Genomic DNA, 23360 nt, shown 5'->3' with positions numbered 1-23360 from the left:
GCTGATTTGCGGAACATCTGGGCACCGTTGCTTGTAGTACCGGTTGATATATACGCAACTGCGCTGGCAGGTACGTTTCGCACCGGCCCCGCCCACGACGGGTTGATAACAATCAGATTGGCAGTTGATTGCCGCCGCCACAACCTGACTGTTCGTTGCGTACCTTGCCGACTAATCACATCGAACCAACACATACACAGACACGTACACACATGAACTTCTTTGCCAAAGTCACCTATACCACCCTCGATGAAACCATCGAGAACGTGAAGCAGGCGGTTCTCGCTAACCGCGTTGTGCAGCTCGTCGATTTCAAGCCCGATATGCCGGTCCACGAATTTTACAGCCACCTGTCGGAGACAATTGGTAAAATTCATGCGGCCGATGAAGACATCGCGACGGGCCAACAGGTGAACAACCGCTGGATCGACATCACCTACAACCCGGAGATTCCGGATCGGTACCGGTCGAGCAACACCCGTCAGCCCCTGCACACTGACGACTCGTATGTGGAGCTGAACGGCGAAGAAGCGGTCAATTTCTTCTACTGTGCCTCACGGGCCAAGCTGGGCGGCGCCACGACCTTCGTTGACCTGCCCCTGCTCATCGAATGCCTCAAGCTCGACGGCGAAGAAAAACTGCTCAACGACCTGCTGACTACCGACGTGGTGCACCAGAAAGGTGGTCAGCGTAAAGTGCGCAAGTGCCTCTACGAAGACGGCGAAGGCGGCTATCTGGCCAACTTCAACTTCTTCTGCGTCGACCGCGACGACAACACGCCCGAAGCACTTGATCTGGTGGATCGCTGGCACAAATTTCTCGAAACGCGTGTGATGGAAGCGGGTATCATTACGCCGGTGCAGTTGCAAGAAGGCGAGTGCGTTTTCTTCCACGACGACCGGGTGATGCACGGCCGCAACGCCTTCTTCGCCGAGTATCCGGGTCAGCGCAGCCTCATCAAAGGCAAAATCATCCTGACGCCCGCGACGGTAGAAGCGTAATACTAAAGAGTGAAAGACAGAAAGAGCGAACGAGTGATGGGCTTTGACAGGGAACGTACCTGTACAGCATCACTCGTTCGCTCTTTCTGTCTTTCACTCATTCCATTATGGCACAACTAGGGTTTGGTACCTGGCAGTTTGGCGGGCCGAGTTACGTCAACGACAAGCCCACGGGCTGGGGTGCGGCCGACGAAGCCGAGGCGGCGCAGGCGATCCTGAAGGCGCTCGACGCGGGCATTCGCTTTTTTGATACCGCCGATAGCTACGGGCAGGGTCAGGCCGAAACCTGGCTGGGCAACGCGTTGGCTCAACAACCGGCGGCTGATGTGGTCGTTTGCACCAAATTCGGCAACCGCCGCGACGATGCCAATCAACCTTATCAGGATTATAGCCCAACGTACCTGACCGAAGCCGTCGACGCCAGCCTGCGCCGTTTGCAGCGCGATACCCTCGACATCCTGTTGTTACACAGCCCGCCCGATGCGTTCGACTGGGCCACGTACGACCCGGCTCCCTACGAAAAGCTGGTTCAGGCGGGTAAGATTCGGGCGTATGGCGTCAGTTCCCGGTCGGTGTATGGTGCCCGGCGCGTGATGGAAGCGGGCTTTGGGTCGGTCCTTGAAGTGATTTACAACGCGCTGGATCGCCGGGCCGAAGACCTGCTGTTTACGCATCCCGCCGCTGATGCCTACCAGTTCATTGCGCGGGTACCGCTGGCGTCGGGTTTTCTGAAAACAACGTACCTGACGCAGGATCCGACTTTCGCAACCGACCAATACCGCCACTATCTCCCCGATCGCGACCGCGATTGGCTGCTAAACAGCGTGCGCCAACTGGCCTTTCTGGATCAGCTACCGGGCGGCATCAGTGCCTCGGCCCTGCGGTTTTGCCTGAGCCATCCGCGCGTTTCGGTTGTCATCCCGGGCATGCGCCGCTCCGAGCACGTCTTGGCCCATGTTGCGGCCGCTCAACAGGGTGTTTTGCCCACTGAGAGCCTCGAGGCCATCAAACAAGCCGTACCCGACGTACCAGCGCACTGGAAACCGGCGTAACTTTGCGGAAACTTTTGGCCGGATATGTCGCAGGTAAGGCTTTTCTTTTTACGCTATCTTCCGATCAATTAGTCTCGTACATCCTGTCAGCATCCCTATGAAGCTAAGCGTCGTTATCCCGGCCTACAACGAAGAAGAGTCGATTACGCAGACCCTGGAAACTCTTTACCAGACACTGGTGAAGCATGGTATCGACCACGAAATCTGCGTGACCAACGACAACTCGAAGGATAACACGCTGGCTGTACTGCAAAACCTGCAACAGCAAATCCCGACGCTCGTGGTGTTTACCAACCTCGGCCCCAACGGCTTTGGCTATGCAGTACGGTACGGCCTCGAACGCTTCAGCGGCGACTGCGTGGCCGTTTTCATGGCCGATATGTCCGACGACCCAGAGGACCTGGTCAAGTATTACCACAAAATGCGCGAAACCGGCACCGACGCCGTGTTTGGCTCTCGCTGGCAGAAAGGGGGCAAAGTCATCGACTACCCCGGCGTGAAGAAGGTGATCAACCGAGTGGCCAATTTCATCATCCGGATTATGATGGGCATTCGCTACGACGACACCACCAACGCGTTTAAACTCTACCGTCGCGAAACGATGGAAGGGCTCAAGCCGTTTCTGTCGCCCCATTTTAACCTTACGGTCGAACTGCCGCTGAAAGCCATCGTGCGCGGCTACAATTATGAGGTAGTCCCCAATAGCTGGACAAACCGGAAGTACGGCGAGTCGAAGCTGAAAATCAAGGAGATGGGGAGCCGGTATTTCTTCATCCTGCTTTATTGCTGGATCGAGAAAACGTTCTCACGCGGCGATTACAAAAAGAAAACCGTCAAACCGGCGGTTGAGGTGAGCCGGTAGGGAATGAACAATGTATGATGCACAATGTATAATGGCGATGCCGATTAAAAGCTTGCGCACGCAGCCAATTGTGCACTATTCATCATGCATTATTCATTAACAAAGACCCCATCAACAACTCGATATGCGCGCGGAATTCCGTCTCCTGCTGGGTACGTTGCTCAGGCGTCCAGCCGCGCTCGACGGCGAGGAGTTGCGCTGTGCGGGGAATGGCGGTTAGCGTCGCCTGCCAGTCGATCAGGCCGAGTCGAATGCGCCGCATCAGCACGTCAGGCAGCGTTTGGGCCATTTCCTGGCGCGCGGCGTAAATAACTTCCGCCTCAATGAAGGGATGATTGGGCGCCAGCCGGGCAATCCACTCGTGTTCTTCGCGCAGCAACCGCAGCACAGCCAGCGCATCGGTACCGTAGGTGTTGGCCAGATGCGCCAACACGTCGGTTGGGTATTCGGGGTAGCTGTCGGCCAGATGCTGCACGTACTGCTTGTTGAAGCCATCCGCCCCCTGGAGCAGCAACGTTTCGGTCACGCACGCGGGCGATTTACCCAGACGTTGGCAGCATACATCAATGGTTTCCTGCGCCATCAACCGGTAGGTCGTCCATTTCCCCCCCATAATACTGACCAACCCCGACCGTTCGTCGACTTCGACCTCATGGTCGCGCACCAGTGCTTTACTACTAGCGTTGGGGTCGGCCTGCAGCAAAGGTCGCAGGCCAGCAAAACCACCCGTCACGGCCTCTACCGGCACAGGTTTCGTCACCAGTTCGTTGACGTGCTCCAGTAAATAGGTGGCCTCTTCGGGCAGTAAGGTGGGGGTATCGGTCGGTTCGGCTTCGGTGTCGGTAGTGCCGATCAGCCATTGGCCGCGCCAGGGAATGGCAAAGAGCACCCGTCCATCGTGCGTCTTGGGCACGAGCAACGCGGCCTGCTCTGTTGTACCGGTGGTCATCGGCAACGCGTTGGCGGGCAGCACCGCATGAGCCCCTTTGCTCGCCCGCATCCGCCGTCCCTGACCAGAGTTAGCCTCTTGCCGGAGCTGATCGGCGTGGGTGCCGGTAGCATTGATGAAAAGGTCGGCCCGGATGGTTAGCGACTCGCCGGTTAGTTTGTCCACCGCCCGAATTGCCGTCAGTTTTCCGTTCGTATTGGTCTCCCAACTCGCCGCCCGGATGTGGTTTACCGCCGCTGCACCGTGCTTGACGGCCGTTTGCACCAGACTCAGGTTCAGCCGAACGTCGTCGAACTGCCCGTCGTAATACAGTACGGCGCTGTTTAGCTTGTTGGCGTTGAAGGCGGGAAAGTGGCGTAGGGCTTCGCGTTTGTTGAGCCAGCGGCTGGGGGCCATGCGGCGGCTACCGGCCAGCCAATCGTAGATTTTCAGTCCTATGGCGTAATACCAGCCTTCCAGCAGTGTAGCGCAGGGCGTGACCAGCGCCAGCGGATGGCAGAGGTGCGGCGCAATGTGCAGTAGCGTACGCCGTTCATGCAACGCCTTCCGCACCAGTGCCAGTTGTTTGGGATCAGCCGTTTTGACGGCCTGTTCCAGATACCGAACGCCACCGTGCACCAGCTTGGTCGACGTACCTGACGTACCGGCACCAAAGTCGTCAGCTTCGAGCAGGGCTACGCGCAAACCACGGCTTGCCGCATCGGCGGCACAACCCGCACCGGAAGCCCCAGCCCCTATAATGCACACATCAAACGGTTCGGTCCGCAGCCGGTTCAGGTGGGAAACGCGGTTCATTTTTTGTCGTATTTCTTCGGCGCATACAGGAAGCCAAACGCTTCGGCTCCTTCGCGCGTGTGCACTTTGTGGTGCACGTAATGGGCCCGCATAATACGGAGTAAGTACGGGTTTTTCGTCTTGAAATTGATCTTTATACGCCGATGCACAATGACATCGTGAAAGACGAAGTAGCCAATTCCGTAGAGCGTGACGCCCGCACCAATCGGGGCCAGAAACCAGAGCGAAGACACTTCCATGCCCACCACTACCAGACCGGTAGCTACGAAACTAAACACCACACTGAATAAGTCGTTTACTTCGAAAAAGCCTTTGTGGTGGTTGTGGTGCGAATGATGCCAGTTCCACATAATACCGTGCATGATGTATTTGTGGGTGAACCAGGCGACCCCCTCCATCGTGACGAGAGTGGCGAGTGCGATGACAACGTTTACGAGCATTTTTGCGTTTATAAAGTAATCGCGTTTGATTGAGTAACGACCAACGCCGGCATAAAGTTGGCGAGCGATACGTTGGCGATGTTGCTTATTTTCGGGCGTTTGCCTATTGTGTAGGTTACGCTTGCAATTTCGCCGAAGGGTCGTACATTTAGGTGTGATCGAAACGCAGTATGGTGGGCAGATCAACTCTCGACTATAAGGCTCTCAAAGACCTGGTTCGCCAGGGCGAGGGCCACTCACTTGAGTTTAAACTCAAGACCAACCATCCCGACAAGATAGTTCGGGAAGTCGTCGCCTTCGCCAACACAGATGGCGGTACACTCCTGATCGGCGTTGGCGATGACCGCAGCATCCCAGGCCTCAAATACGCTGACGAAGACGAATACCTGCTGGTGCGGGCCATTGAAAAGCTGTGCTTTCCGGCGATTCCGTACACGCTTGAACGCGTCTCGCTGCACGACGAGCGCGAGGTGCTGGTGTTTCATATTCCCCGCAGCCCCCACCGGCCCCACTATGTGCTGCCCGACCCCGCCGACCCCGACAACCGGAAGGTGTATGTGCGGGTGGCCGACAAGTCGGTGCAGGCCAGTAAGGAGGTGCGCGAGATTCTGAAAGCCGAACGCGCCGACCGAAATGTGCGCTTCACCTACGGCGACAAAGAGCGCGTACTCATGCAGCACCTGGTTCAGCACCCGTCGATCACGGTCGATTCGTTTGCGATGCTGGCCAACATCCCCCGCAAGATTGCCTCCCGTACGCTGGTGTTGCTCGTGCTAGCCAATGTGCTCGACATCCACCCCAGTGATGTCATGGACAAGTACACCAGTAAGGTGGTGGGGTAAGCACCACACTGAACGTACCTGAGCCTTTTCGGTGTTCTGTAGGTAGTTATGTTGACGACTACACTTCAGAACAAAGTCATTCAGGTACGTGATTTGGGCCTGATCGACTACCAGACGGCCTGGGATGAGCAGGAACGGATTTTTGCCGATACGGTAGCCCGTAAGGTGGCCAATCGGGGCCTCTCGCCCGATGAGCAACAACCCACGCCCAATTACTTGCTTTTCTGCGAACACCCGCACGTGTACACGCTGGGCAAGAGCGGGCATGAGGCGCACCTGCTGGCCAACGACGAGTTTCTGAAGCAGATCGGCGCGACCTACCACCGCATCAACCGGGGTGGCGATATCACCTACCACGGCCCCGGCCAACTGGTCGGCTATCCCATTCTGGATCTGGACAATTTCTTCACCGATATCCACCGCTACATGCGGCTGCTCGAAGAAGCGATTATCCTGACGCTGACCGACTACGGCATCGTGGCGGGGCGCATTGCCGGCCTCACCGGCGTGTGGCTCGACGACGAGGCCGGTCCCCGCAAAATCTGTGCGATGGGCGTGAAAGCGAGCCGTTGGGTAACGATGCACGGCTTTGCGCTGAACGTCAACACCGATCTGCGTTATTTCGATCATATTGTACCCTGTGGCATTGCCGACAAAGCCGTTACGTCGATGCAGCAGGAGCTTGGGTACGTTGTCCCGCTACCCGACGTAGCCGAGCGCGTGCAAACACACCTGATTGAGTTATTTGAGATGAAAATGGAACGTTGAGGTAAGCCGCGTCGATCCGTCCGATCTGCGTCATCTGCGTTCTATCGTTTACTTCATGAAAAAAGACATTGCTTTCTTACCTGTTGAGGGCATACAAGTGGTTGTGGCTCGCAAATTGAACGAACTGAACCAATATGACTGGCAGGTTTTCCTGATCAATCAGAATCAACAACCAATTGAAAACGTGTTTGTTACCTCAAGAGGCTACGGCGAGAAAAATGGCGAAGAGCAAAAAACCGCGACGCTCCGCCACTATTTCGTCAGCCTGCAACCTGGTCAGCATGAGGTAATCGAGACCATCATGCCCGACGTTTTTCACCTGAATAATGAATACTGGGTCAGTTATTTTATTGGCTCCCAGATTTACGACAAAAAATTCATCTTCGTCCCCGACAGCATCACCGAGTCGCACCTGGTCAACGTACCGGCGCTTGGGCTGGAAGGGATATTACACGTTTGAGGCGGCGGGCCTGACGCAACAGGCAGTGGAAACAAACAGTCCATTGCCCCGAGCCCCACGCCCCCTGCCATTTCACATGAGACCTAAACAAACCAACTATAACCGCCCCGCCAAAGGCTCCGCAAAGGGCCCCGGCAAACCATCGAACCGGCGCAAGCCGTCTGGGCAGGAAGCCCAACCCCGCCAACCCATGTCGTATGTCGATGAACTGGCCAACGATGTCGCGGCGTTTTTTGAAATCAATCCTGCGCAACCCTGGTCGACCATGGAGGTCATGGACAATTTTGAGGTTCATGATCTGCGGCTGAAACGAATTGTACAACAGATCGTGGGTGATCTGGCTGATCAGGGCCGCCTGACCCGCCTGCCCGATGGGCGCTATCAGTTCAACGAACAGCGCGATAAAAACACCATTCTCGGTACGGTTGAGCACGTGAGCCCCAACTTTGCGTTTATCGTCCCCGACAACACCATCCGTGATCGCGACAAAGACATCTGGATCCCGGCCGAAGACCTCGGCGGAGCCATCGATGGCGATCAGGTACGGGTCGTCGTCTTCAGCGATTCGCGGCAGCGCGGCACCCGGCAAATCAGCAAGCGGCTGGTGGGCCGCGTGGCCAGCATTGCCAAACGGGGTCGGCCCGAGCTCGTGGGTACGTTGGAAAAGCGGGGTAAAGGCCTCGCTGTCGTGCCCGACAGCCGCCGGATTTACCACGACATCCTGATTCCCGACGATAAACTGGGCGGGGCCGTGCTGAACGAGAAAGTGCTGGTGCGCCTGACCCGCTACCCCGACGCCGGTGACGAAGACGGCCTTTTTGAAGGCGAAGTCGTTACGGTGCTGGGTAAGGCCGGTGAGCACAATACCGAGATGCACGCGATTCTGGCCGAATTTGGCCTGCCGAACGAATTCCCGGCCGAGGTCGAACGCGAATCCGAGGAGATCCCGGTGACGATCGACGAGGCAGAAATTGCCCGGCGGCGTGATTTCCGGGGTGTCACCACGTTCACGATTGACCCCGTCGACGCCAAAGATTTCGATGATGCACTGTCGGTTCGGTATCTCGACAACGGCAACTACGAAATTGGTGTCCACATCGCCGACGTAACGCACTACGTACTGCCCGGCACAGAACTGGAAGAAGAAGCATACAAACGGGCCACGTCGGTGTACCTGGTTGACCGGGTGGTGCCGATGTTGCCCGAAAAGCTGTCGAACGGCGTGTGTTCGCTGCGTCCGCACGAAGACAAGCTGACCTTCTCGGCCGTTTTTGAATTGACGACCGACGCCAAGATCGAGGCTGAATGGTTTGGCCGCACCGCCATCCACTCCGACCGCCGGTTTTCATACGAAGAAGCCCAGGCCATTCTGAATGCTGGCGAAGGGGATTTTGTGAAGGAGCTGACGTTGCTCAACGAACTGGCGCACAAACTGCGCGATCAGCGATTCCGCCACGGGGCCATCAACTTCGAGACACCCGAAGTGCGCTTCAAGCTCGACGAAAACGGCGTACCGCTGGCGGTCGTGCCCAAGATTCGGCAGGACACCAACAAGCTCATCGAAGAGTTTATGCTGCTGGCGAACAAGCGCGTGGCCGAATTTGTGGTGAGCCTCTCGAAAGGGCCCGACGAAAACACGATGGTGTACCGCGTACACGAAGGCCCCAACGAGGATAAGCTACAGGTCTTTGCCGATTTCGCCCGGAAGTTGGGCTACAAGCTCAACGTCACGTCAGACAAACTGTCGACCGCCATGAACAAGTTTATGGCCGATATCGAGGGTAAGCCCGAGCAAACGATGCTGTCGCAACTGGCCGTCCGGACGATGTCGAAAGCGCGCTACAGCACCGACGACATTGGCCACTTTGGGTTGGCGTTCCGGCGCTATTCGCACTTCACGTCGCCCATTCGCCGTTACCCCGACATGATGGCGCACCGCCTGCTTCAGCATTACCTCGACCGGGGCCGCTCGGTGGATCAGGAGGCGCTGGAAAGCCGATGCAAGCATTCGTCGGAGCGGGAAAAAGCCGCCGCCGAAGCCGAACGCGCCAGCATCAAGTACAAGCAGGTCGAGTTTATGAGCCGGATGCCCGCCGATCAGGAATTTGAGGGCGTTATTGCCGGGGTCACCGAGTTTGGCTTCTTCGTCGAGATTCCCGAGAATAGTTGCGAAGGTCTGGTGCGCATGCAGGACCTCACCGACGATTTCTACGAGTACGATAAAGACAACTACCGCATCATTGGCCGTAAGAGCAAGAAGATGTACACCTTCGGCGATTCGGTCACGGTGAAGGTGAAGGAAACAAACCTCGCCCGCCGCAGCATCGACTTTGCCCTCGTCCGTGATAATGCCCAAACGGCACCTGACCGGGGCACGTCACGCCGATCGGGTAACGACGACGGCGATAGCCTAGCCGACCGCCGGGCGAGCCGCAAGTTTAGTGGCTCATCGGGCAACGCGCGCAACGAAACCCGCGCCCGCAAAGCTGCTGGCGATGAAACCAAACGCACCAAAGGCACCGCTCCCAAAGGCCAGAATCGCCGCGGTGGCCGCAGCCGGTAGAAACGAGACCGCTCATTAATCGTAAAAAAAGGGCTAACGTTGATCAACGTTAGCCCTTTTTAGCTTGAGGCTTCGCAAGCCGTAACGCCCGGTTCCAGCCAGGCAGGCGATCAGGTACGTTAAGTGAGTACTAGAAATTGGGACGCCGAAATGATCTGCGTGTTTCGATATGGATGCAACTCCAGTAAGTCGTTGTCACCAGTAATCAAATAATGAGCGTCGGCGGACAGCGCTAATTCAAGAAACTTGTTGTCTTTAGGATCACGGCAATCCGTCACCGGTTGCGATATGGTCAGAAACAGGGCCAGGGCTTTATAACGCTGTAAGAACCCCTGCCGAATTGACAACGGAATGTACCGATCGAACTTGGGACGGGCTAATACAGATTCTAACTCGGCAAACGTATCGGTCGACGTAAATAAAAAACCACTATTCTCTGCCTTTTGAAGCGCGAGCGCCGCGGTTGACTTCGGTAAAATGACGGCGCTAATCAGTGTATTTGTATCAAAGACAAAACGATCAGTCTTCATCACTCAGCAATTGATCAAGCCGCTCGGGGGTCAGCCCATTTTGCGTAGCCTGCTGTTGCATAGCCTCCGTAGCCTGCCAGAAAGCAGTACTCAATTGCTCATTATTGGCAACTTTAAGCGCATTTATTAAGGGGCTGCTCATCTGTCCTAATGGGACTACAATAACCTCGAATGCCTGATCTTCCAATCCCCTGGGTACATCGATAGACAGACGACCATTCTGTGGGCTTACAATCTGTCGAAGAGCGTTCATAAGCAATACGATTTAGCTGTTTTCAGCATAACAACACTAGTTATAATGAGTTCACTCTCAAGCGCCTATCACCTCGCGGTAGAATGCCCGTAGTTTGTCGGCTTCGGTAGTCCAGTTGTACTGCTGTTCAACGGCGAGGCGGCCCCGTTGGCCCATTGCGTGGGCCTCGTCGGGGTGGGCGATCAGGTACGTTAGCGCCGCCGCTACGGCCTCGGGATCGTAAGGCGATACGCAGAAACCACAATTGTGCCGCTCGACAACGTCTTTGTAGAGCGGGAAATCGGCGGTGATGACAGGCAGGCCCAGCGCCATGTACTCAAAGAGCTTCGTCGTGTAGGATTCGGGGTAGTCGCCGACGGGTTTGAGCAGCGCCAATCCGGCAACGGCGCCTTTGGCGTATGGAAGGGCCCGCTGCTGATCGGTGTAGCCGTAGAAGCGCAGTTTCGGCTTCACCGCCTGATAATCGGGATTGGCGTTGAGGGTAGCCTGCGAGAAGGTTTGTCGGCCAAACAGATGCACGACGAAATCCGGGTACGTTCCCTGTAGATGATTGAACGAAGCCAGCAGGGTATCGAAAGCACGCTCCATGCTGAGCCAGCCAATGTAAAAGAACGAGTAAGGCGCTGTGTGTGGATTATAAGAGCTTCGGAAAGGCTCCAGCAACGGCAGCGAAGCATAGTTATACACCACTACCGACGGTTTCCGCAGGTTGGTGTAGGTGGTCAGGTAGCCGTGTTCGGTGAATACGCAGTAACAGTAGCGCCGCGCAAGCTGATCAAGCCCGGCAAAGGCGCGGGTGAGGAGCCAGCTTTTATTACGGGTCTTCAGGTGCATTTTCTTGAATAGGTTCTCCTGCACTTCGTAGATCAGCCGGGTACCACGCAGGCGGAACAGGAACGCAAACGGGATAAACTCAGGTACGTAGAAATGCAGCACGTCGGGCCGGAGCCGCCAGCATTTCCAGACAATTAGCGGGCAGGTGAGCAGGATGCGCCAGATAACCTGCTCGTAGTAGGGCAGGGTGATAAACCGCACGTTCGGGGCCACCGCCGGGTCGGCATCGGGGATGGCGCACCAAACCTCATACGTGTCGGCCAAAGCCGGGCATTGCTTGTAAACAATGCGGGGGTCATGGGGGCGGTGGGCGGTTGTAATGTGCAGAACACGGGGGCGCATCAGTCGGTCATCATCGGCAGCTTACGCAATAGTCAGGCATACGGCTGACTTTACCTTGAAAATCGATGACAAACCGTGTCTTGCTTAACGACTTAGCTAATTCGGCAAAATTGATCGATCGTGGTCGCCAAAATCGGCAACATATTAAAATCGCCATTGACGATCTACGTCTCGGTTGGCGGGCAGGCTACTTGTAGCCATACCGACGCAGTTCCCGGTCGATCTGGGCGTTCCAGCGAGCCTGCGCTCCCTCATCGATGCCGTGGCGGGTTTCGTCGTCGTATTGTTGCTGCCGTTTCCCCAATTCCCGATACATCTCGATGTAGCGATATTGGATATTGCTGTTGTAATCATTGAGCGACAGACTGTCGGGGTTGAGAATCTGCTTGAATTCTTCCATCGCCAGCCGCGCAAGGTCGAAATGCCGCTGCTCGTGGTTCAGGGCGTAGTCGTTGTGGCCGATGGGCTTAACCCACGACTGGCTTTTCAGCATGAACACTTTCAGTTTCAGCCGCACGTTGACGGTCCCCTTTTCTACCTGACTTTTGCCCTCATACGACACACCGGGCATAATCTGCGCGGCATAGCGGTTGTTGACTGGGGGTAACGCCCGGAAATCATCCCAGGTCAGGGGCCGGTCGGGGTCATAGAAGACCGTGTCGCTGCTAGCGGGGGTACGTGTTTTCACGTCAGTAAGCGATACCGCCAGTTTACCCGCCAGCGCAGGTACGTTGTCGACCTCTTTGTTCATGTAGTTATTCAGGTATCGCAGCCCCTCATTGACGCTCTGCCGGATGGTGCGTTCAATCACGTCGGTCTGGCCAACGGGGCGCTGGTAGCGGGCGTTGCCCTGAAAGGTGACCAGCGACAGATTTTCGTCTTCACGACGCACGTCGAAGGCCAGCGTGAGCGCGAGTTTGCCGCTGACGCTACCGCGCGGGCCAGCGGTTTCGATCAGTTTACCCGCCGTTACGCGCAGCACAATCGGGCGCAATTTGGTATTCCGGCGCACAATCTGACCAATGTATTGTTCCAAAGCCGGGCCTGTTCCGCCCTGCAAATCAACGGGTTCAGCGGGTTTATCAGGGCGCAGAATCAGGTTGGCAAAAGGCGTTTTCTCAGCCCGTTGGTCGAGCACGTCGGCTACGTAAAATTCTGTTGGGGTAAAGGGCAGCGGCTCGGGCCGGAGCTGGATGACGGCGGGCAGAGGCGGTACGTGGAGGCTGGTGATTCGGGCGTTGGCGGGGCCGGTAGGATTCATCACGCTGCCCCCGAACAAGAGCCCAACCAACGCCAACCCACCGATCGCAAACTTATTTATAATCAGATACATAGGGGTTTAGGCCAGTAGTGCGGCCCCACATATATATAACGCAGCCAACCGCCCAATCGTGCCGCGACAAAGGCTCGGTTCTCCTGCTGATCTGGCGCGATTTGTTCGTTGCCGATGACCGGTGTTCGGGTACGTTGTTATCTTCAACTACGCCAGATCGATGCCTCCTTTTCGGGTCAATGGGCCGGGTTATGTGGTGGGCGGGTGACAGGCTTGCGCTACTTTTGCACCTGTATGAGACCGTTTCCCAAGTTAATCGCCTTCGACGCCGATGATACCCTTTGGGCCAATCAACCGCTGTTCGATGAGGCAGAAGAAGAGCTCCGTTCGCTACTCAGGCAGTTCGGCACCGACGACCAAATCAATCAGGTACTGATCGACGTACAGGCCGAAAACCTTCATCTGATGGGCTATGGGGCTAAGGGCTTCATGCTGTCGATGATCGAAGTGGCGATCCGCCTGACCGACGAACAGGTACGTGGCACGCATATTCAGCAGATTATTGATTTGGGCAAGGAACTGCTACGCTTTCCGATTGCCCTTATCGACGGCGTGGAAGAGGTGCTTCAGACCCTGAGTGCCGACCACGAATTGATGGTGTTGACCAAAGGCGACCTGCTTGATCAGGAGAGCAAGCTGGCCCGTTCGGGGGTGGGGCAGTATTTCAGTCACGTCGAGATCGTAAGCGAAAAGCACGAAGCCGCTTACCGGCGTATCCTGTCGCGCTACTCCGTGGAACCGGCTGACTTCCTGATGATTGGCAATTCGCTTAAATCCGATATTCTGCCCGTTGTCAACATAGGCGGGCAGGCCATTCACATCCCGTATCACACGACCTGGCACTTCGAAAAGCTGCCCGACAATTACCAGTTGGGCGAGTATGTGCAACTGGACAGCATCCGCGATGTACTGGAGTGGCTTACAACGACCCGTTGACTTCGCGCGCAGTTGCTCAAAACGAAACCGGCCCCGATTCGCAAGAGTCGGGGCCGGTTTCGTTTTGGTATCTATTGTATCTATTAAACAGGTTTACTCAACCAGCATGGCTTTACCGCTCATAATGTCGGCTTCGACGCTCTTGTATTTCACGTCTTTCTTCACCGTGCCGTCGATGTACTGCACCGTCACGCGGGCGTTGCGGTCAATCTTGGCGTTACGAACCGGCAACTGCTTGGGCATGGGAGGTGCACCGGCCCCCGCCGCGTTGTTAGCCGCCATCCGGCGGGCATATTCTTCGGGGCCGCTGGCCAGATGATCGTCGTCGAAATCTTCGATATTGGTGTGCAGTTCGGGCATCGGCTCGGGGCGGCGTTGCGCCGGGGCCGACTGGATTTCCTGCTGCACCTCCTGCGCATCTTCGGCCGGAATATCGGCTTTGGCCAGGAAGCTGATCGTGTCGAAGTTGACTTTGCTGAGGAATCGTTTGAACAGCTCGACCGACTCGAATTTGTACACCAACAGCGGGTCTTTCTGCTCGAATACGGCGTTCTGTACCGACTGCTTTAGATCGTCCATTTCGCGGAGGTGTTCTTTCCACTCCTGATCGATGAGCGACAGCGTTACCGATTTCTCCATTTCGCGCACCACTTCGCGGCCACCCGTTTCGACAGCCAACCGGAGGTCAGTTACGACCTGCAGGTCGTGGACGCCATCGGTAAACGGCACCACGATGTTCTTGATGAACTGGCCCTGCTGCTCCAACACCTGCGTCAGAACGGGCAGCATTTTTTCGGCTACCGCGTGGTTTTTGGCCTGGTAATGCTGCTCCGCCTCGCTGTACAGTTTGTTGATCTGATCGGCTTTTTTCAGCTTGAAGAAATCACCCTGCGACAGTTGCGTGTCGAGACCGAGGTTGGTCAGCAGTTGTAGTTTCACCACCTCGAAATCACCCTCGGCATTGTTGACAACCTCTTCCACCACGTCATACATGGTATTGGCGATGTCGAGTGGAAGCCGCTCGCCGAAGAGGGCGTTGCGCCGACGGTCGTAGATGGCCGTCCGCTGGTAGTTCATCACGTCGTCGTATTCGAGCAACCGCTTCCGCACGCCGAAGTTGTTTTCTTCAACTTTCTTCTGCGCCCGTTCGATCGAGTTGGTGATCATCGAGTGCTGGATAACCTCGCCTTCTTCCAGCCCCATGCGGTCCATCAGTTTGGCGATACGCTCCGACCCGAACAAACGCATCAGGCTATCTTCGAGCGAAACGAAGAACTGTGACGTACCTGGGTCACCCTGACGACCCGCCCGGCCGCGTAGCTGCCGGTCGACGCGCCGCGACTCGTGGCGTTCCGTACCGATGATGGCCAGACCACCCGACGCTTTTGATTCGGCGGTGAGCTTGATATCTGTACCCCGGCCAGCCATGTTGGTGGCGATGGTTACGGTGCCGGGCTTACCCGCTTCGGCCACGATTTCGGCCTCGCGCTGGTGGTATTTGGCGTTCAATACCTGGTGCTGGATTTTCCGCAACGTCAGCAGGCGGCTTAGCAGCTCCGAGTTTTCCACCGAGGTGGTACCCACCAGCACCGGACGCCCTTTGCCCACCAGTTCAACGATCTCGTCGACGACGGCGTTGTATTTCTCCCGAACCGAACGATATACCTTGTCTTCCTGATCTTTACGGCTTATGGCGCGGTTGGTCGGGATGGCCACCACGTCGAGTTTGTAGATCTGCCAGAATTCAGAGGCTTCCGTCTCGGCCGTACCGGTCATACCACACAGCTTGTGGTACATCCGGAAATAGTTCTGTAGCGTAATGGTCGCGTAGGTCTGGGTGGCGTCTTCAACTTTCACGCCTTCTTTCGCTTCCACGGCCTGGTGCAGCCCATCTGACCAGCGGCGCCCTTCCATGATCCGGCCCGTCTGCTCATCCACAATCTTCACCTTGCCTTCCTGAATGATGTATTCCACATCGCGCTCAAACAGGCAGTAGGCTTTCAGCAACTGGTTGACCGTGTTGATGCGCTGCGTCTTCACGGCGTAGTCGCGGATCACGGCTTCCTTACGCAGAATTTTCTCCTGCTCGCTGAAATCGCCGCTCTTCTCGATCATGTTGATGTCGATCGACAGGTCGGGCAGGATAAAGAAATTCGGGTCTTCGCCGTTGCCGGTGATGTAGTCGATTCCCTTTTCGGTCAGCTCGATGCTGTTGTTACGTTCATCGATGGTGAAGAACAGGGGCGAATCAGCTTCGGGCATCAGCTTCTGGTTTTCGGCCAGATAGATACCTTCGGTTTTTTGCAGCACCTGACGTACCCCCGTTTCGCTGAGCAGCTTGATGAGGGGTTTGTTTTTGGGTAGGCCACGGTAGGCCCGGAACAGCGCCAGACCGCCTTCCTTTTCATCGCCAGCGGCAATTTTCTTACGGGCTTCTACCAGCAGATCATTCACAAGACGGCGCTGGGCCTCCACCACGCGCGACACGCGGGGTTTCAGTTCGGCATAATCCTGCTCGTCGCCGCGCGGCACGGGTCCCGAAATGATCAGGGGCGTCCGGGCGTCATCGATCAGCACGGAGTCAACCTCATCGACCATAGCGAAGTGGTGCTTCCGCTGCACGAGTTCGTCGGGCGTGCGGGCCATGTTGTCGCGCAGGTAATCGAAGCCAAATTCGTTGTTGGTGCCGTAGGTGATGTCGGCGAGGTAGGCGTTTTTGCGCGCTTCCGAGTTGGGCTGGTGCTTGTCGATGCAATCCACGCGCAGGCCATGAAACTCAAACAGGGGGCCGTTCCACTCCGAGTCACGCTTGGCGAGGTAGTCGTTGACCGTTACAATGTGCACACCCCGGCCGCCCAACGCGTTCAGGAAAGCGGGCAGCGTCGATACGAGCGTCTTCCCCTCACCCGTGGCCATCTCGGCGATTTTACCCGTATGCAGCACCACCCCACCGATCAGCTGCACATCGTAGTGCACCATGTCCCAGCGGATGGTGTTACCAGCAGCATCCCAGGTGTTGGCCCAATAGGCTTTGTCACCGTCGATCCGGATACTCTTCTTGCGCATCGCCAGTTCACGGTCGTAGTCGGTGGCGGTTACCTCGAGCGACTCGTTTTCCGCAAAGCGGCGGGCGGTTTCTTTAACCACGGCGAAGGCAAGGGGCAGGATGGCCAACAGCACGCGCTCCAGTTCTTTGTTCCGGTCTTTTTCGAGCCGGTCGACCTCGCTAAACAGCGACTGCTTGCGATCGACGTCCATATCGGGATCGTCGGCAACCTGCTGCCGCAACCCGGCGATCTGCTCGTCGATGGGCATCAGTTCGTCGGCGATCTGGGTACGTAGCTGGGCCGAAATAGCCCGCAGCTCGTCGTTCGAGAGGTCTTTCAAGCGCGCAAACTCGGCGTTGATCTGCTCTACATAGGGCGTCAACTCTTTCAAATCGCGTTGCGACTTGGTGCCAAATAGTTTGGCGATACTTTTCGTGATGAAATTACTCATTTAGCTATAAAGAGGCTGGTCAGGCTATCCGCGAAGCCAACAGGCTGATCAGCTCGTCGTTACTTTTCCGTTTACAAAATTAACAGATAATGCCGGGAATGTTGGTAGGCCACTGGGACACACCTGCTAACGGCCACCGGGCATACCCCACGCCTACCCTGGTTTGGGGCGGGTTAGTGACTCCGAATCCGTCAGCCTATGCCTTGGCAATAATCAGCCCAACCGGTCAGTGTCAGACAGATTGTCAGGACGCCGGGCAGGTGCTATGCCAACGCGTTGGGTTACTAATAAAAAGGCCTTCCCCGCTGGGGAAGGCCTGGTTGTCAAGTCTATCCAATGATCACGCCAGTCGGGTACGCGAGAAACAACGGTTCAAAACGACCCGATACATCCGCCCAAATTGCGCATAACACCACTGTTTAAGTTGCTTCACTTCGTCACCTACCAGGGTCTGAAGTGCTTTTTTTAATTCTTTTTCAAACAACTGACGGTCAAAGCTGACCTTTTGAAGAATTAGTTTAACGTACTCAAGCATGGAGGCCATACTGCATTCGTTTTTTTGATTAAAGACTAAGGCTCTGGTGGAAAGAGGGAATTCGAAACAGCCCAGACTGAGCTAGAATCTCGTTATCATTGTAACGGGCTTCCGGTCAGTTTGTTGCTGACAAATGTATATGAAACTTGGAATATTCATATTAGTTTTTGCATTATATTTCCATGAGAAAACCAGCGTTTTTGCCCAATCCACTGATAATCCAATTGTTATCGAGTTAAGTGCAACCAGTTTTACTATTGAACGGCCCTTTACCATTTCAATTATCGTTCGAGACAGTGAAACCCGCCCTACTATCGCTTTTCCGGCCATTGCGGGTTTCGTCAAACAGGGGACGTCGTACAGTTCGAGCCGCAGTGAATTTGGCGGCCGCGAGGTAGTTAGTCAGGTTGTTGTTCAGACCTATGCGGCTACCCAGCCAGGTACGTTTCGGCTTGCTCCCTTTACGGTTACCGTCGACGGGCAGACGGTGCGCTCACCCGGCGCGCAACTCATCGTACGGCCTTCCACAACCGCCGCCACATCCACATCGGCGCTCTCAGCAACCGCCCTGGCCAAGGCAAAAACCGACAAACGGACGGCCTTCTTGCAGACGACCGTAAATTACACCAGGCTCTACACCGGGCAGGGGCTGCATGTCAGGGTGTCTTTTTACGTGGCCGAAAACTACCCCTATGAACTGCGTTTCGACCGGCTGGCCCAGCAGGTGGAGTTGCTAACCCGGCAACTGAGGCCGGTTAACGCCTGGGAGGAAAACGACAACATCAGCGAACTGCGGCCCCGCCCTACCCTACTCAACGGGCAGCGGTACGTGGAGTACCCGGTTTATTCGGCCACGTTTTTTCCATTGGCGACTCGCACCGGCCTCCCCCGGACGATTACGCTCCCGGCGGTATCGTTGCGGGTGTCGCGCCTGAGCCCCACACCCGTTCAGCCGACCGGGCCGGGCTCGCAAACGGGGCGGGCGGCCACGGCATCCAGCCCACAGGCCGATGAGGTGGCGTTTACGAGTGAACCCGTGCAAGTGATGGTGCAGCCCCTACCCGGCCGAAGCGGCCAAACGGGGGCCGTATCGGTAGGTTCATTTCGCCTGATCGACGAAGCCGACCGTAGCCGAGTGGGCGTTGGTCAGAGTGTGCGCTACGATATTCGGATCGAAGGGCAGGGTAATATTGCCAGTATACAGGCGCCCCAACTTGTCAATGTGGGCGATGGCCTCGACGTCTTTCCGCCACAATCGCAGGAACAGATTGGGCGGGTGGGCGCGGCCGTGAGTGGCTATAAGTCGTTTCGCTACTTTCTGATTCCGAAGCAAAAAGGCCCGGTGGCGTTGGCTAATCGGTTTTTCTGGGTTTATTTCGACCCCCAGATTGGCCGGTACGATACGTTGCGCCCCCGTTTGGTGCTTCGCGTTGGGGAAGCCACCGATAGCCTGGCAACGGGCATCGTGCCGTCTGACACCCTCGATCAGGCAGGTCGCCCGTCGATCTACGCGGGGCTGGAACAAACCGACAGCGCCGAGCAATCGGTGAATTGGCCCGTGCTGGTTCGGGCCATTGCCAACGTGCTTATCATCATCATGATTCTGGGTACGTTGTTTGTCTTTGCCAGGAAATGAGTTCAGCGTTTGCCGTTGAAAGTTGCTCGAGAGCCGTAGTGACTTGGTCGAACGCTGACCCTTGACCGTTAAACGAAATCGTGAGCAGCACCTACGGAATTCTCTTCAAAATAGCCACCTTCGGCGAGTCGCATGGCGCGGCGATTGGCGTCACCATCGACGGTTGCCCGGCGGGTCTGGCGTTCGATACTGATTTCATTCAGGCCGAATTGGACCGGCGCAAACCCGGCCAATCGCGCATCACGACCCAACGGCGCGAAGCCGATGAGTTCGAGGTGCTATCGGGTGTGTTTGAGGGCGTCACGCAGGGCACACCCATCGCGCTCGTGATTCGCAACACCGATCAGCGCAGCAAGGATTACGGCCACATTGCCCAGCAGTTTCGGCCGAGCCACGCCGACTACACCTATCAGTCTAAATACGGCACCCGCGACTACCGGGGCGGGGGCCGGTCGTCGGCGCGCGAGACGGCGGCACGGGTAGCGGCGGGGGCGGTGGCCAAATTGCTGCTGCGCCAGCTGGGCGTTTCGGTGCAGGCCTACGTGTCGCAGGTTGGGAAACTCAAACTGGAAAAATCCTATTCGGAACTGAATCTGGCGCTGGCCGAAGACAATGCCGTGCGCTGCCCCGATCCGGCTACCGCTGAGCAGATGTTTGCCCTCATCGATGAAACCCGCAAGCAGGGCGACAGCATCGGTGGTGTAGTCGACTGCGTGTGCACGGGTGTACCCGCCGGCTGGGGCGAACCAGTTTTCGACAAATTGCACGCTGAATTGGGCAAGGCCATGTTGAGCATCAACGCGGTAAAAGGCTTTGAATACGGCAGCGGCTTTGCGGGCGCCGAGCAATATGGCTCGCAGCATAACGACGAATTCTACACCGACGAAGCGGGTCAGGTACGTACCCGCACCAACCAGTCGGGGGGTATTCAGGGCGGCATCAGCAATGGCGAGACCATCTATTTCCGTACCGCTTTCAAGCCCGTTGCCACCATCATGCAGGACCAGGCCAGTGTGGATGCGGCGGGCAATGCCGTCACGGTTAGTGGCAAGGGGCGCCATGATCCCTGCGTTGTACCCCGGGCCGTACCGATTGTGGAAGCGATGGCTGCGCTGGTGCTGGCCGATATGTGGCTGCGCAGCAAAAGCGCAAAGCTGTAAGCGGCGGGCTACTTGATCGCCAGCACTTTGAACTCGGTACGGCGGTTGCGCTGATGCTCGCCTTCGGTGCAGATGACCCCGTCGGTGCAATTATTGACTAGCATACTTTCGCCGTAACCAATGGCCCGCATGCGCGACCGGCTGATGCCTTTCGAGGCCATGTAGTCGACTACGGCCCGCGCCCGCCGGGTCGAGAGCGCTTTATTGACAGCGGCATCGCCCCGGCTGTCGGTGTGTGACCGAATCTCGATCACCAGCGTGGGGTAGTGCTGCATAGTGGCTACCATCTTGTCGAGTTCACGCGCAGCGTCGGTGCGGATGCTGGCGTTGCCCATGTCGTAATAGATGTTATCCATCGTAACCACGTCGCCTTCGCGCAACATCCGGAATGGCGTGGCCATCAGTTCGTCGGGTTTCGACTTCTTGGCCAGCTTTCGTACCCGGCTGGTGCTGGTCCCATACGTAGGTTTGCTGGCGATCAGCGTGTAGTCGCAGCCTTCCTTGATATCAAATTCATAGGAGCCATCCGCATTCGTTTCGGTCTTCACGATGGCGCCGTTGCACTCATTCTTGAGCCGCACCGTCACGCCTTCGATGGGCGCACCGTTCCCTTCACTCAACACGATGCCTTTGATGCGTGAATTGGTCAGCGGGCGGGCCGGGCGCCGGGTGGTGGCTTCAGGCATGGCATATACGGTGTCGATGATGACCGTGGGCGGTACCAGCGGAATCTCCAGCCGCGAGGGTTGATCATCGGTCAGGTTTTTGGTCGAGAAGCCAACCGTTGCGTTCACGTAGCCATCGCGTGAGGCGGTAAACGTGTAGTCGCTTTCGGCTTCGAGACACATCCGCACAAACCCGTTTTTATCAACCATCAGCATCTGATCGGTTTGGCCGGTGCGGTTGCCTTTCGCCAATACCGTTGCGCTGTCGATGGGTACGTCGGTACCGGGCGCGTAGATGCGGATGGTCAGGTCGCGGCAGCCATAGAGCGAACTCTGGCGCGAAAAGCGGAAAATATCGTCAGACCCATTGCGGTTACTGCTGAAATACCCCGTTCGGCGGCTTCCGTCGGTGATCAGACCAAAATCATCGCCGCTGGAGTTAATAGGTGCATCAATGGTTTCGATTGACTCAACGGTAGTGCCATCCATCGCTGCAAAGAAAATATCCAGCCCGCCTTTCCCCCGCCGTCCATCGGTGGCGAAATACAGGTTTCCGTTTTCATCGGCAAACGGAAAGAGCTCGTTGCTTTGGGTGTTGATGGTTGGCCCCAGATTGATGGGTTCACCCCATTTGCCGTTCGTCCACTTCGACACGTACAAGTCCGTACCCCCAAAGCCACCGGGCATATCGGACGCAAAAAACAGTAGCTGGTCGGGGGTACCGTCAGTGCCTTTGGCCAGGGCCGGGTGGCCTACCGAGTATTCGTCACTGTTGAAGGGCAGTTCTTCGATGTTAACCCAGGTACCGTTGGCCTGCTGAGCCGTGTAGAGTTTAAGCTTATTGACGTTCTCCGCGCTGGTTTTGGCTTTTCCGTCGCTGTAGTTGTTACGGGTAAACACGATCCGCGACCCATCGGCCGAGAAGGTAGCGGGGCCTTCGTGATAGCGCGTGTTGAGCGTCCGGCTAAACTCTTTCGCCAGATCGACCGCATTCCGTTCGTAGCCTAACCCCTGCGCCACGTTGATACCTGCCTCAAAACCGACCGGTGTGCGCGAATCATTGGATGTTGGCCGGGTATAGTAATCCTGCCCAACGAGCCACGGATTTTTCGACTGCGTAGTGGCGTTCGTTCCCGGCGTCTCTTTGATTGGTTCGCCATCAGCATCGAACCGGCGACGGGCGTTGAGCATACCCCGGTTTACGACGTAGATCAGATCTAGATAGCCTGCGCCGCCACCGCTGCCACTGGTTTCGATGGGGGCGCCTCCTTTCCTGCCGGCCACGTAAACGAGGCCATCCCGGTAAAACATGGGACTAAACTCTTCGTTGGGCGAATTCAGATCCAGGTCTTCGATCTGGTAACGAACCGGATCACGCCGCCCAGCTGGAGCGCCCTGCGATGAGGTGGGGATGGGGCTTGGTAACCGGAAACGGGCTCGCTCCCGGATGAGCTGATACCGGTCGAACTGGACCTGCGCCTCCGCGTATTTACCGTTGCTAACCAATGTCTGCGCGTAGGCCAGCAAAACGGCGGGTTGCTCCTGCCCCTGCGGAATGGTCGTTAGCCACTCGCGAAAGGTCCGTTCGGCTTTTACATTGTCGCCAATAGCCTGATAGGCCTGCGCCAGATTGGCCTGCACAGTAGCCCGCTGATCAACCGTCAGTGAGGGCGTGCTTAACAATTGGGTGTAGAGGTCGATGGCCCGCCCGTATGCCTTGTAACTGAGCATACGGTCGGCCTGCTGTAGCAACGAATCGGGTTGCTGAGCAAGACCAGCCCAGGCCAGCGTGTTGCTCAGCAGCAGAAATCCGAGTGCTATCAGTAAAAATCGTTTCATTCTTAACAGCGATTTGTCTGTCTGTAGGTCAGCTGTCCAGAGTAGTCAGGGCCTTAGTGTGTTCACA

The 23360-nt window shown here is 56.6% G+C and carries 19 protein-coding genes; 10 read left to right on the top strand and 9 right to left on the bottom strand.

Annotated elements, in window-relative coordinates:
* Positions 1-212: 212 nt before the first annotated feature.
* The 3 genes from FAES_RS03240 to FAES_RS03230 all read left to right on the top strand — a co-directional run bounded on the left by FAES_RS03240 (position 213) and on the right by FAES_RS03230 (position 2915).
* A complete protein-coding gene (locus tag FAES_RS03240) occupies positions 213-1001 on the top strand; it encodes a TauD/TfdA family dioxygenase (protein WP_015329762.1) in 789 nt (262 codons plus the stop codon).
* A 107-nt stretch (positions 1002-1108) separates the two neighbouring features.
* Complete coding sequence (locus tag FAES_RS03235; RefSeq protein WP_015329761.1) at positions 1109-2053, top strand: aldo/keto reductase; 945 nt, start codon at positions 1109-1111, stop codon at positions 2051-2053.
* A gap of 97 nt (positions 2054-2150) precedes the next feature.
* On the top strand, positions 2151-2915 hold the full coding sequence (locus FAES_RS03230) for a glycosyltransferase family 2 protein (RefSeq protein ID WP_015329760.1): 765 nt from the start codon (positions 2151-2153) through the stop codon (positions 2913-2915).
* Between the two features lie 82 nt (positions 2916-2997).
* Here the strand turns inward: FAES_RS03230 and FAES_RS03225 are convergent, their stop codons facing one another.
* Both FAES_RS03225 and FAES_RS03220 read right to left on the bottom strand, forming a co-directional pair.
* A complete protein-coding gene (locus FAES_RS03225) occupies positions 2998-4659 on the bottom strand; it encodes a glycerol-3-phosphate dehydrogenase/oxidase (protein WP_015329759.1) in 1662 nt (553 codons plus the stop codon).
* Positions 4656-5099: a sterol desaturase family protein gene (locus FAES_RS03220; RefSeq protein WP_015329758.1), complete on the bottom strand. Its 444-nt coding sequence runs from the start codon at positions 5097-5099 to the stop codon at positions 4656-4658. Before FAES_RS03220 ends, FAES_RS03225 begins: the two co-directional genes overlap by 4 nt.
* A 170-nt stretch (positions 5100-5269) precedes the next feature.
* On the opposite strand from FAES_RS03220, the gene FAES_RS03215 reads away from it, so the two are divergent.
* The 4 genes from FAES_RS03215 to rnr all read left to right on the top strand — a co-directional run bounded on the left by FAES_RS03215 (position 5270) and on the right by rnr (position 9732).
* Positions 5270-5941: an AlbA family DNA-binding domain-containing protein gene (locus tag FAES_RS03215; RefSeq protein ID WP_015329757.1), complete on the top strand. Its 672-nt coding sequence runs from the start codon at positions 5270-5272 to the stop codon at positions 5939-5941.
* Between the two features lie 48 nt (positions 5942-5989).
* On the top strand, positions 5990-6709 hold the full coding sequence (lipB, locus tag FAES_RS03210) for a lipoyl(octanoyl) transferase LipB (protein ID WP_015329756.1): 720 nt from the start codon (positions 5990-5992) through the stop codon (positions 6707-6709).
* A 55-nt stretch (positions 6710-6764) separates the two neighbouring features.
* A complete protein-coding gene (locus tag FAES_RS29935; protein WP_015329755.1) occupies positions 6765-7169 on the top strand; it encodes a hypothetical protein in 405 nt (134 codons plus the stop codon).
* 76 nt (positions 7170-7245) lie between these two features.
* Complete coding sequence (gene rnr, locus FAES_RS03200) at positions 7246-9732, top strand: ribonuclease R (protein WP_041257476.1); 2487 nt, start codon at positions 7246-7248, stop codon at positions 9730-9732.
* A gap of 119 nt (positions 9733-9851) precedes the next feature.
* On the opposite strand, the gene FAES_RS03195 is transcribed toward rnr, so the two are convergent.
* From FAES_RS03195 to FAES_RS03180, 4 genes are all read right to left on the bottom strand, one after another.
* Positions 9852-10262, bottom strand: a complete 411-nt coding sequence (locus FAES_RS03195) for a putative toxin-antitoxin system toxin component, PIN family (protein ID WP_041257474.1) — start codon at positions 10260-10262, stop codon at positions 9852-9854.
* Positions 10252-10515: a hypothetical protein gene (locus FAES_RS03190; RefSeq protein ID WP_041257472.1), complete on the bottom strand. Its 264-nt coding sequence runs from the start codon at positions 10513-10515 to the stop codon at positions 10252-10254. Before FAES_RS03190 ends, FAES_RS03195 begins: the two co-directional genes overlap by 11 nt.
* A 57-nt stretch (positions 10516-10572) precedes the next feature.
* Positions 10573-11691 (bottom strand): glycosyltransferase, encoded by a 1119-nt coding sequence (locus FAES_RS03185; RefSeq protein WP_015329751.1) that lies wholly within the window; start codon positions 11689-11691, stop codon positions 10573-10575.
* A gap of 187 nt (positions 11692-11878) precedes the next feature.
* Positions 11879-13024 carry a DUF922 domain-containing protein gene (locus tag FAES_RS03180; RefSeq protein ID WP_015329750.1) on the bottom strand — a complete coding sequence of 382 codons (1146 nt, stop codon included), beginning with the start codon at positions 13022-13024 and terminating at the stop codon, positions 11879-11881.
* 234 nt (positions 13025-13258) lie between these two features.
* Between FAES_RS03180 and FAES_RS03175 the strand changes: the two genes are divergently transcribed.
* On the top strand, positions 13259-13960 hold the full coding sequence (locus FAES_RS03175; protein ID WP_041257470.1) for an HAD family hydrolase: 702 nt from the start codon (positions 13259-13261) through the stop codon (positions 13958-13960).
* A 93-nt stretch (positions 13961-14053) separates the two neighbouring features.
* Here FAES_RS03175 and secA read toward each other — a convergent pair whose 3' ends face one another.
* Positions 14054-17458, bottom strand: a complete 3405-nt coding sequence (gene secA / locus FAES_RS03170) for a preprotein translocase subunit SecA (protein ID WP_015329748.1) — start codon at positions 17456-17458, stop codon at positions 14054-14056.
* Positions 17459-17798: 340 nt separating this feature from the next.
* Positions 17799-18002, bottom strand: a complete 204-nt coding sequence (locus tag FAES_RS03165) for a hypothetical protein (RefSeq protein WP_015329747.1) — start codon at positions 18000-18002, stop codon at positions 17799-17801.
* A 130-nt stretch (positions 18003-18132) separates the two neighbouring features.
* On the opposite strand from FAES_RS03165, the gene FAES_RS03160 reads away from it, so the two are divergent.
* Together FAES_RS03160 and aroC are read left to right on the top strand one after the other, a co-directional pair.
* Positions 18133-19629 (top strand): BatD family protein, encoded by a 1497-nt coding sequence (locus FAES_RS03160; RefSeq protein ID WP_041257468.1) that lies wholly within the window; start codon positions 18133-18135, stop codon positions 19627-19629.
* Between the two features lie 80 nt (positions 19630-19709).
* Positions 19710-20789 carry a chorismate synthase gene (gene aroC / locus FAES_RS03155; RefSeq protein ID WP_015329745.1) on the top strand — a complete coding sequence of 360 codons (1080 nt, stop codon included), beginning with the start codon at positions 19710-19712 and terminating at the stop codon, positions 20787-20789.
* A gap of 8 nt (positions 20790-20797) precedes the next feature.
* Here the strand turns inward: aroC and FAES_RS03150 are convergent, their stop codons facing one another.
* The gene (locus FAES_RS03150) at positions 20798-23293 is read right to left on the bottom strand and encodes an OmpA family protein (RefSeq protein WP_015329744.1); all 2496 of its coding nucleotides are present in this window, start codon (positions 23291-23293) and stop codon (positions 20798-20800) included.
* Between the last annotated feature and the right edge of the window lie 67 nt (positions 23294-23360).

Source organism: Fibrella aestuarina BUZ 2 (genome assembly GCF_000331105.1).
Lineage (GTDB): Bacteria > Bacteroidota > Bacteroidia > Cytophagales > Spirosomataceae > Fibrella > Fibrella aestuarina.
Note: the sequence above shows the minus strand (reverse complement) of the source record. Positions and strands in the feature narration are given on the sequence as shown.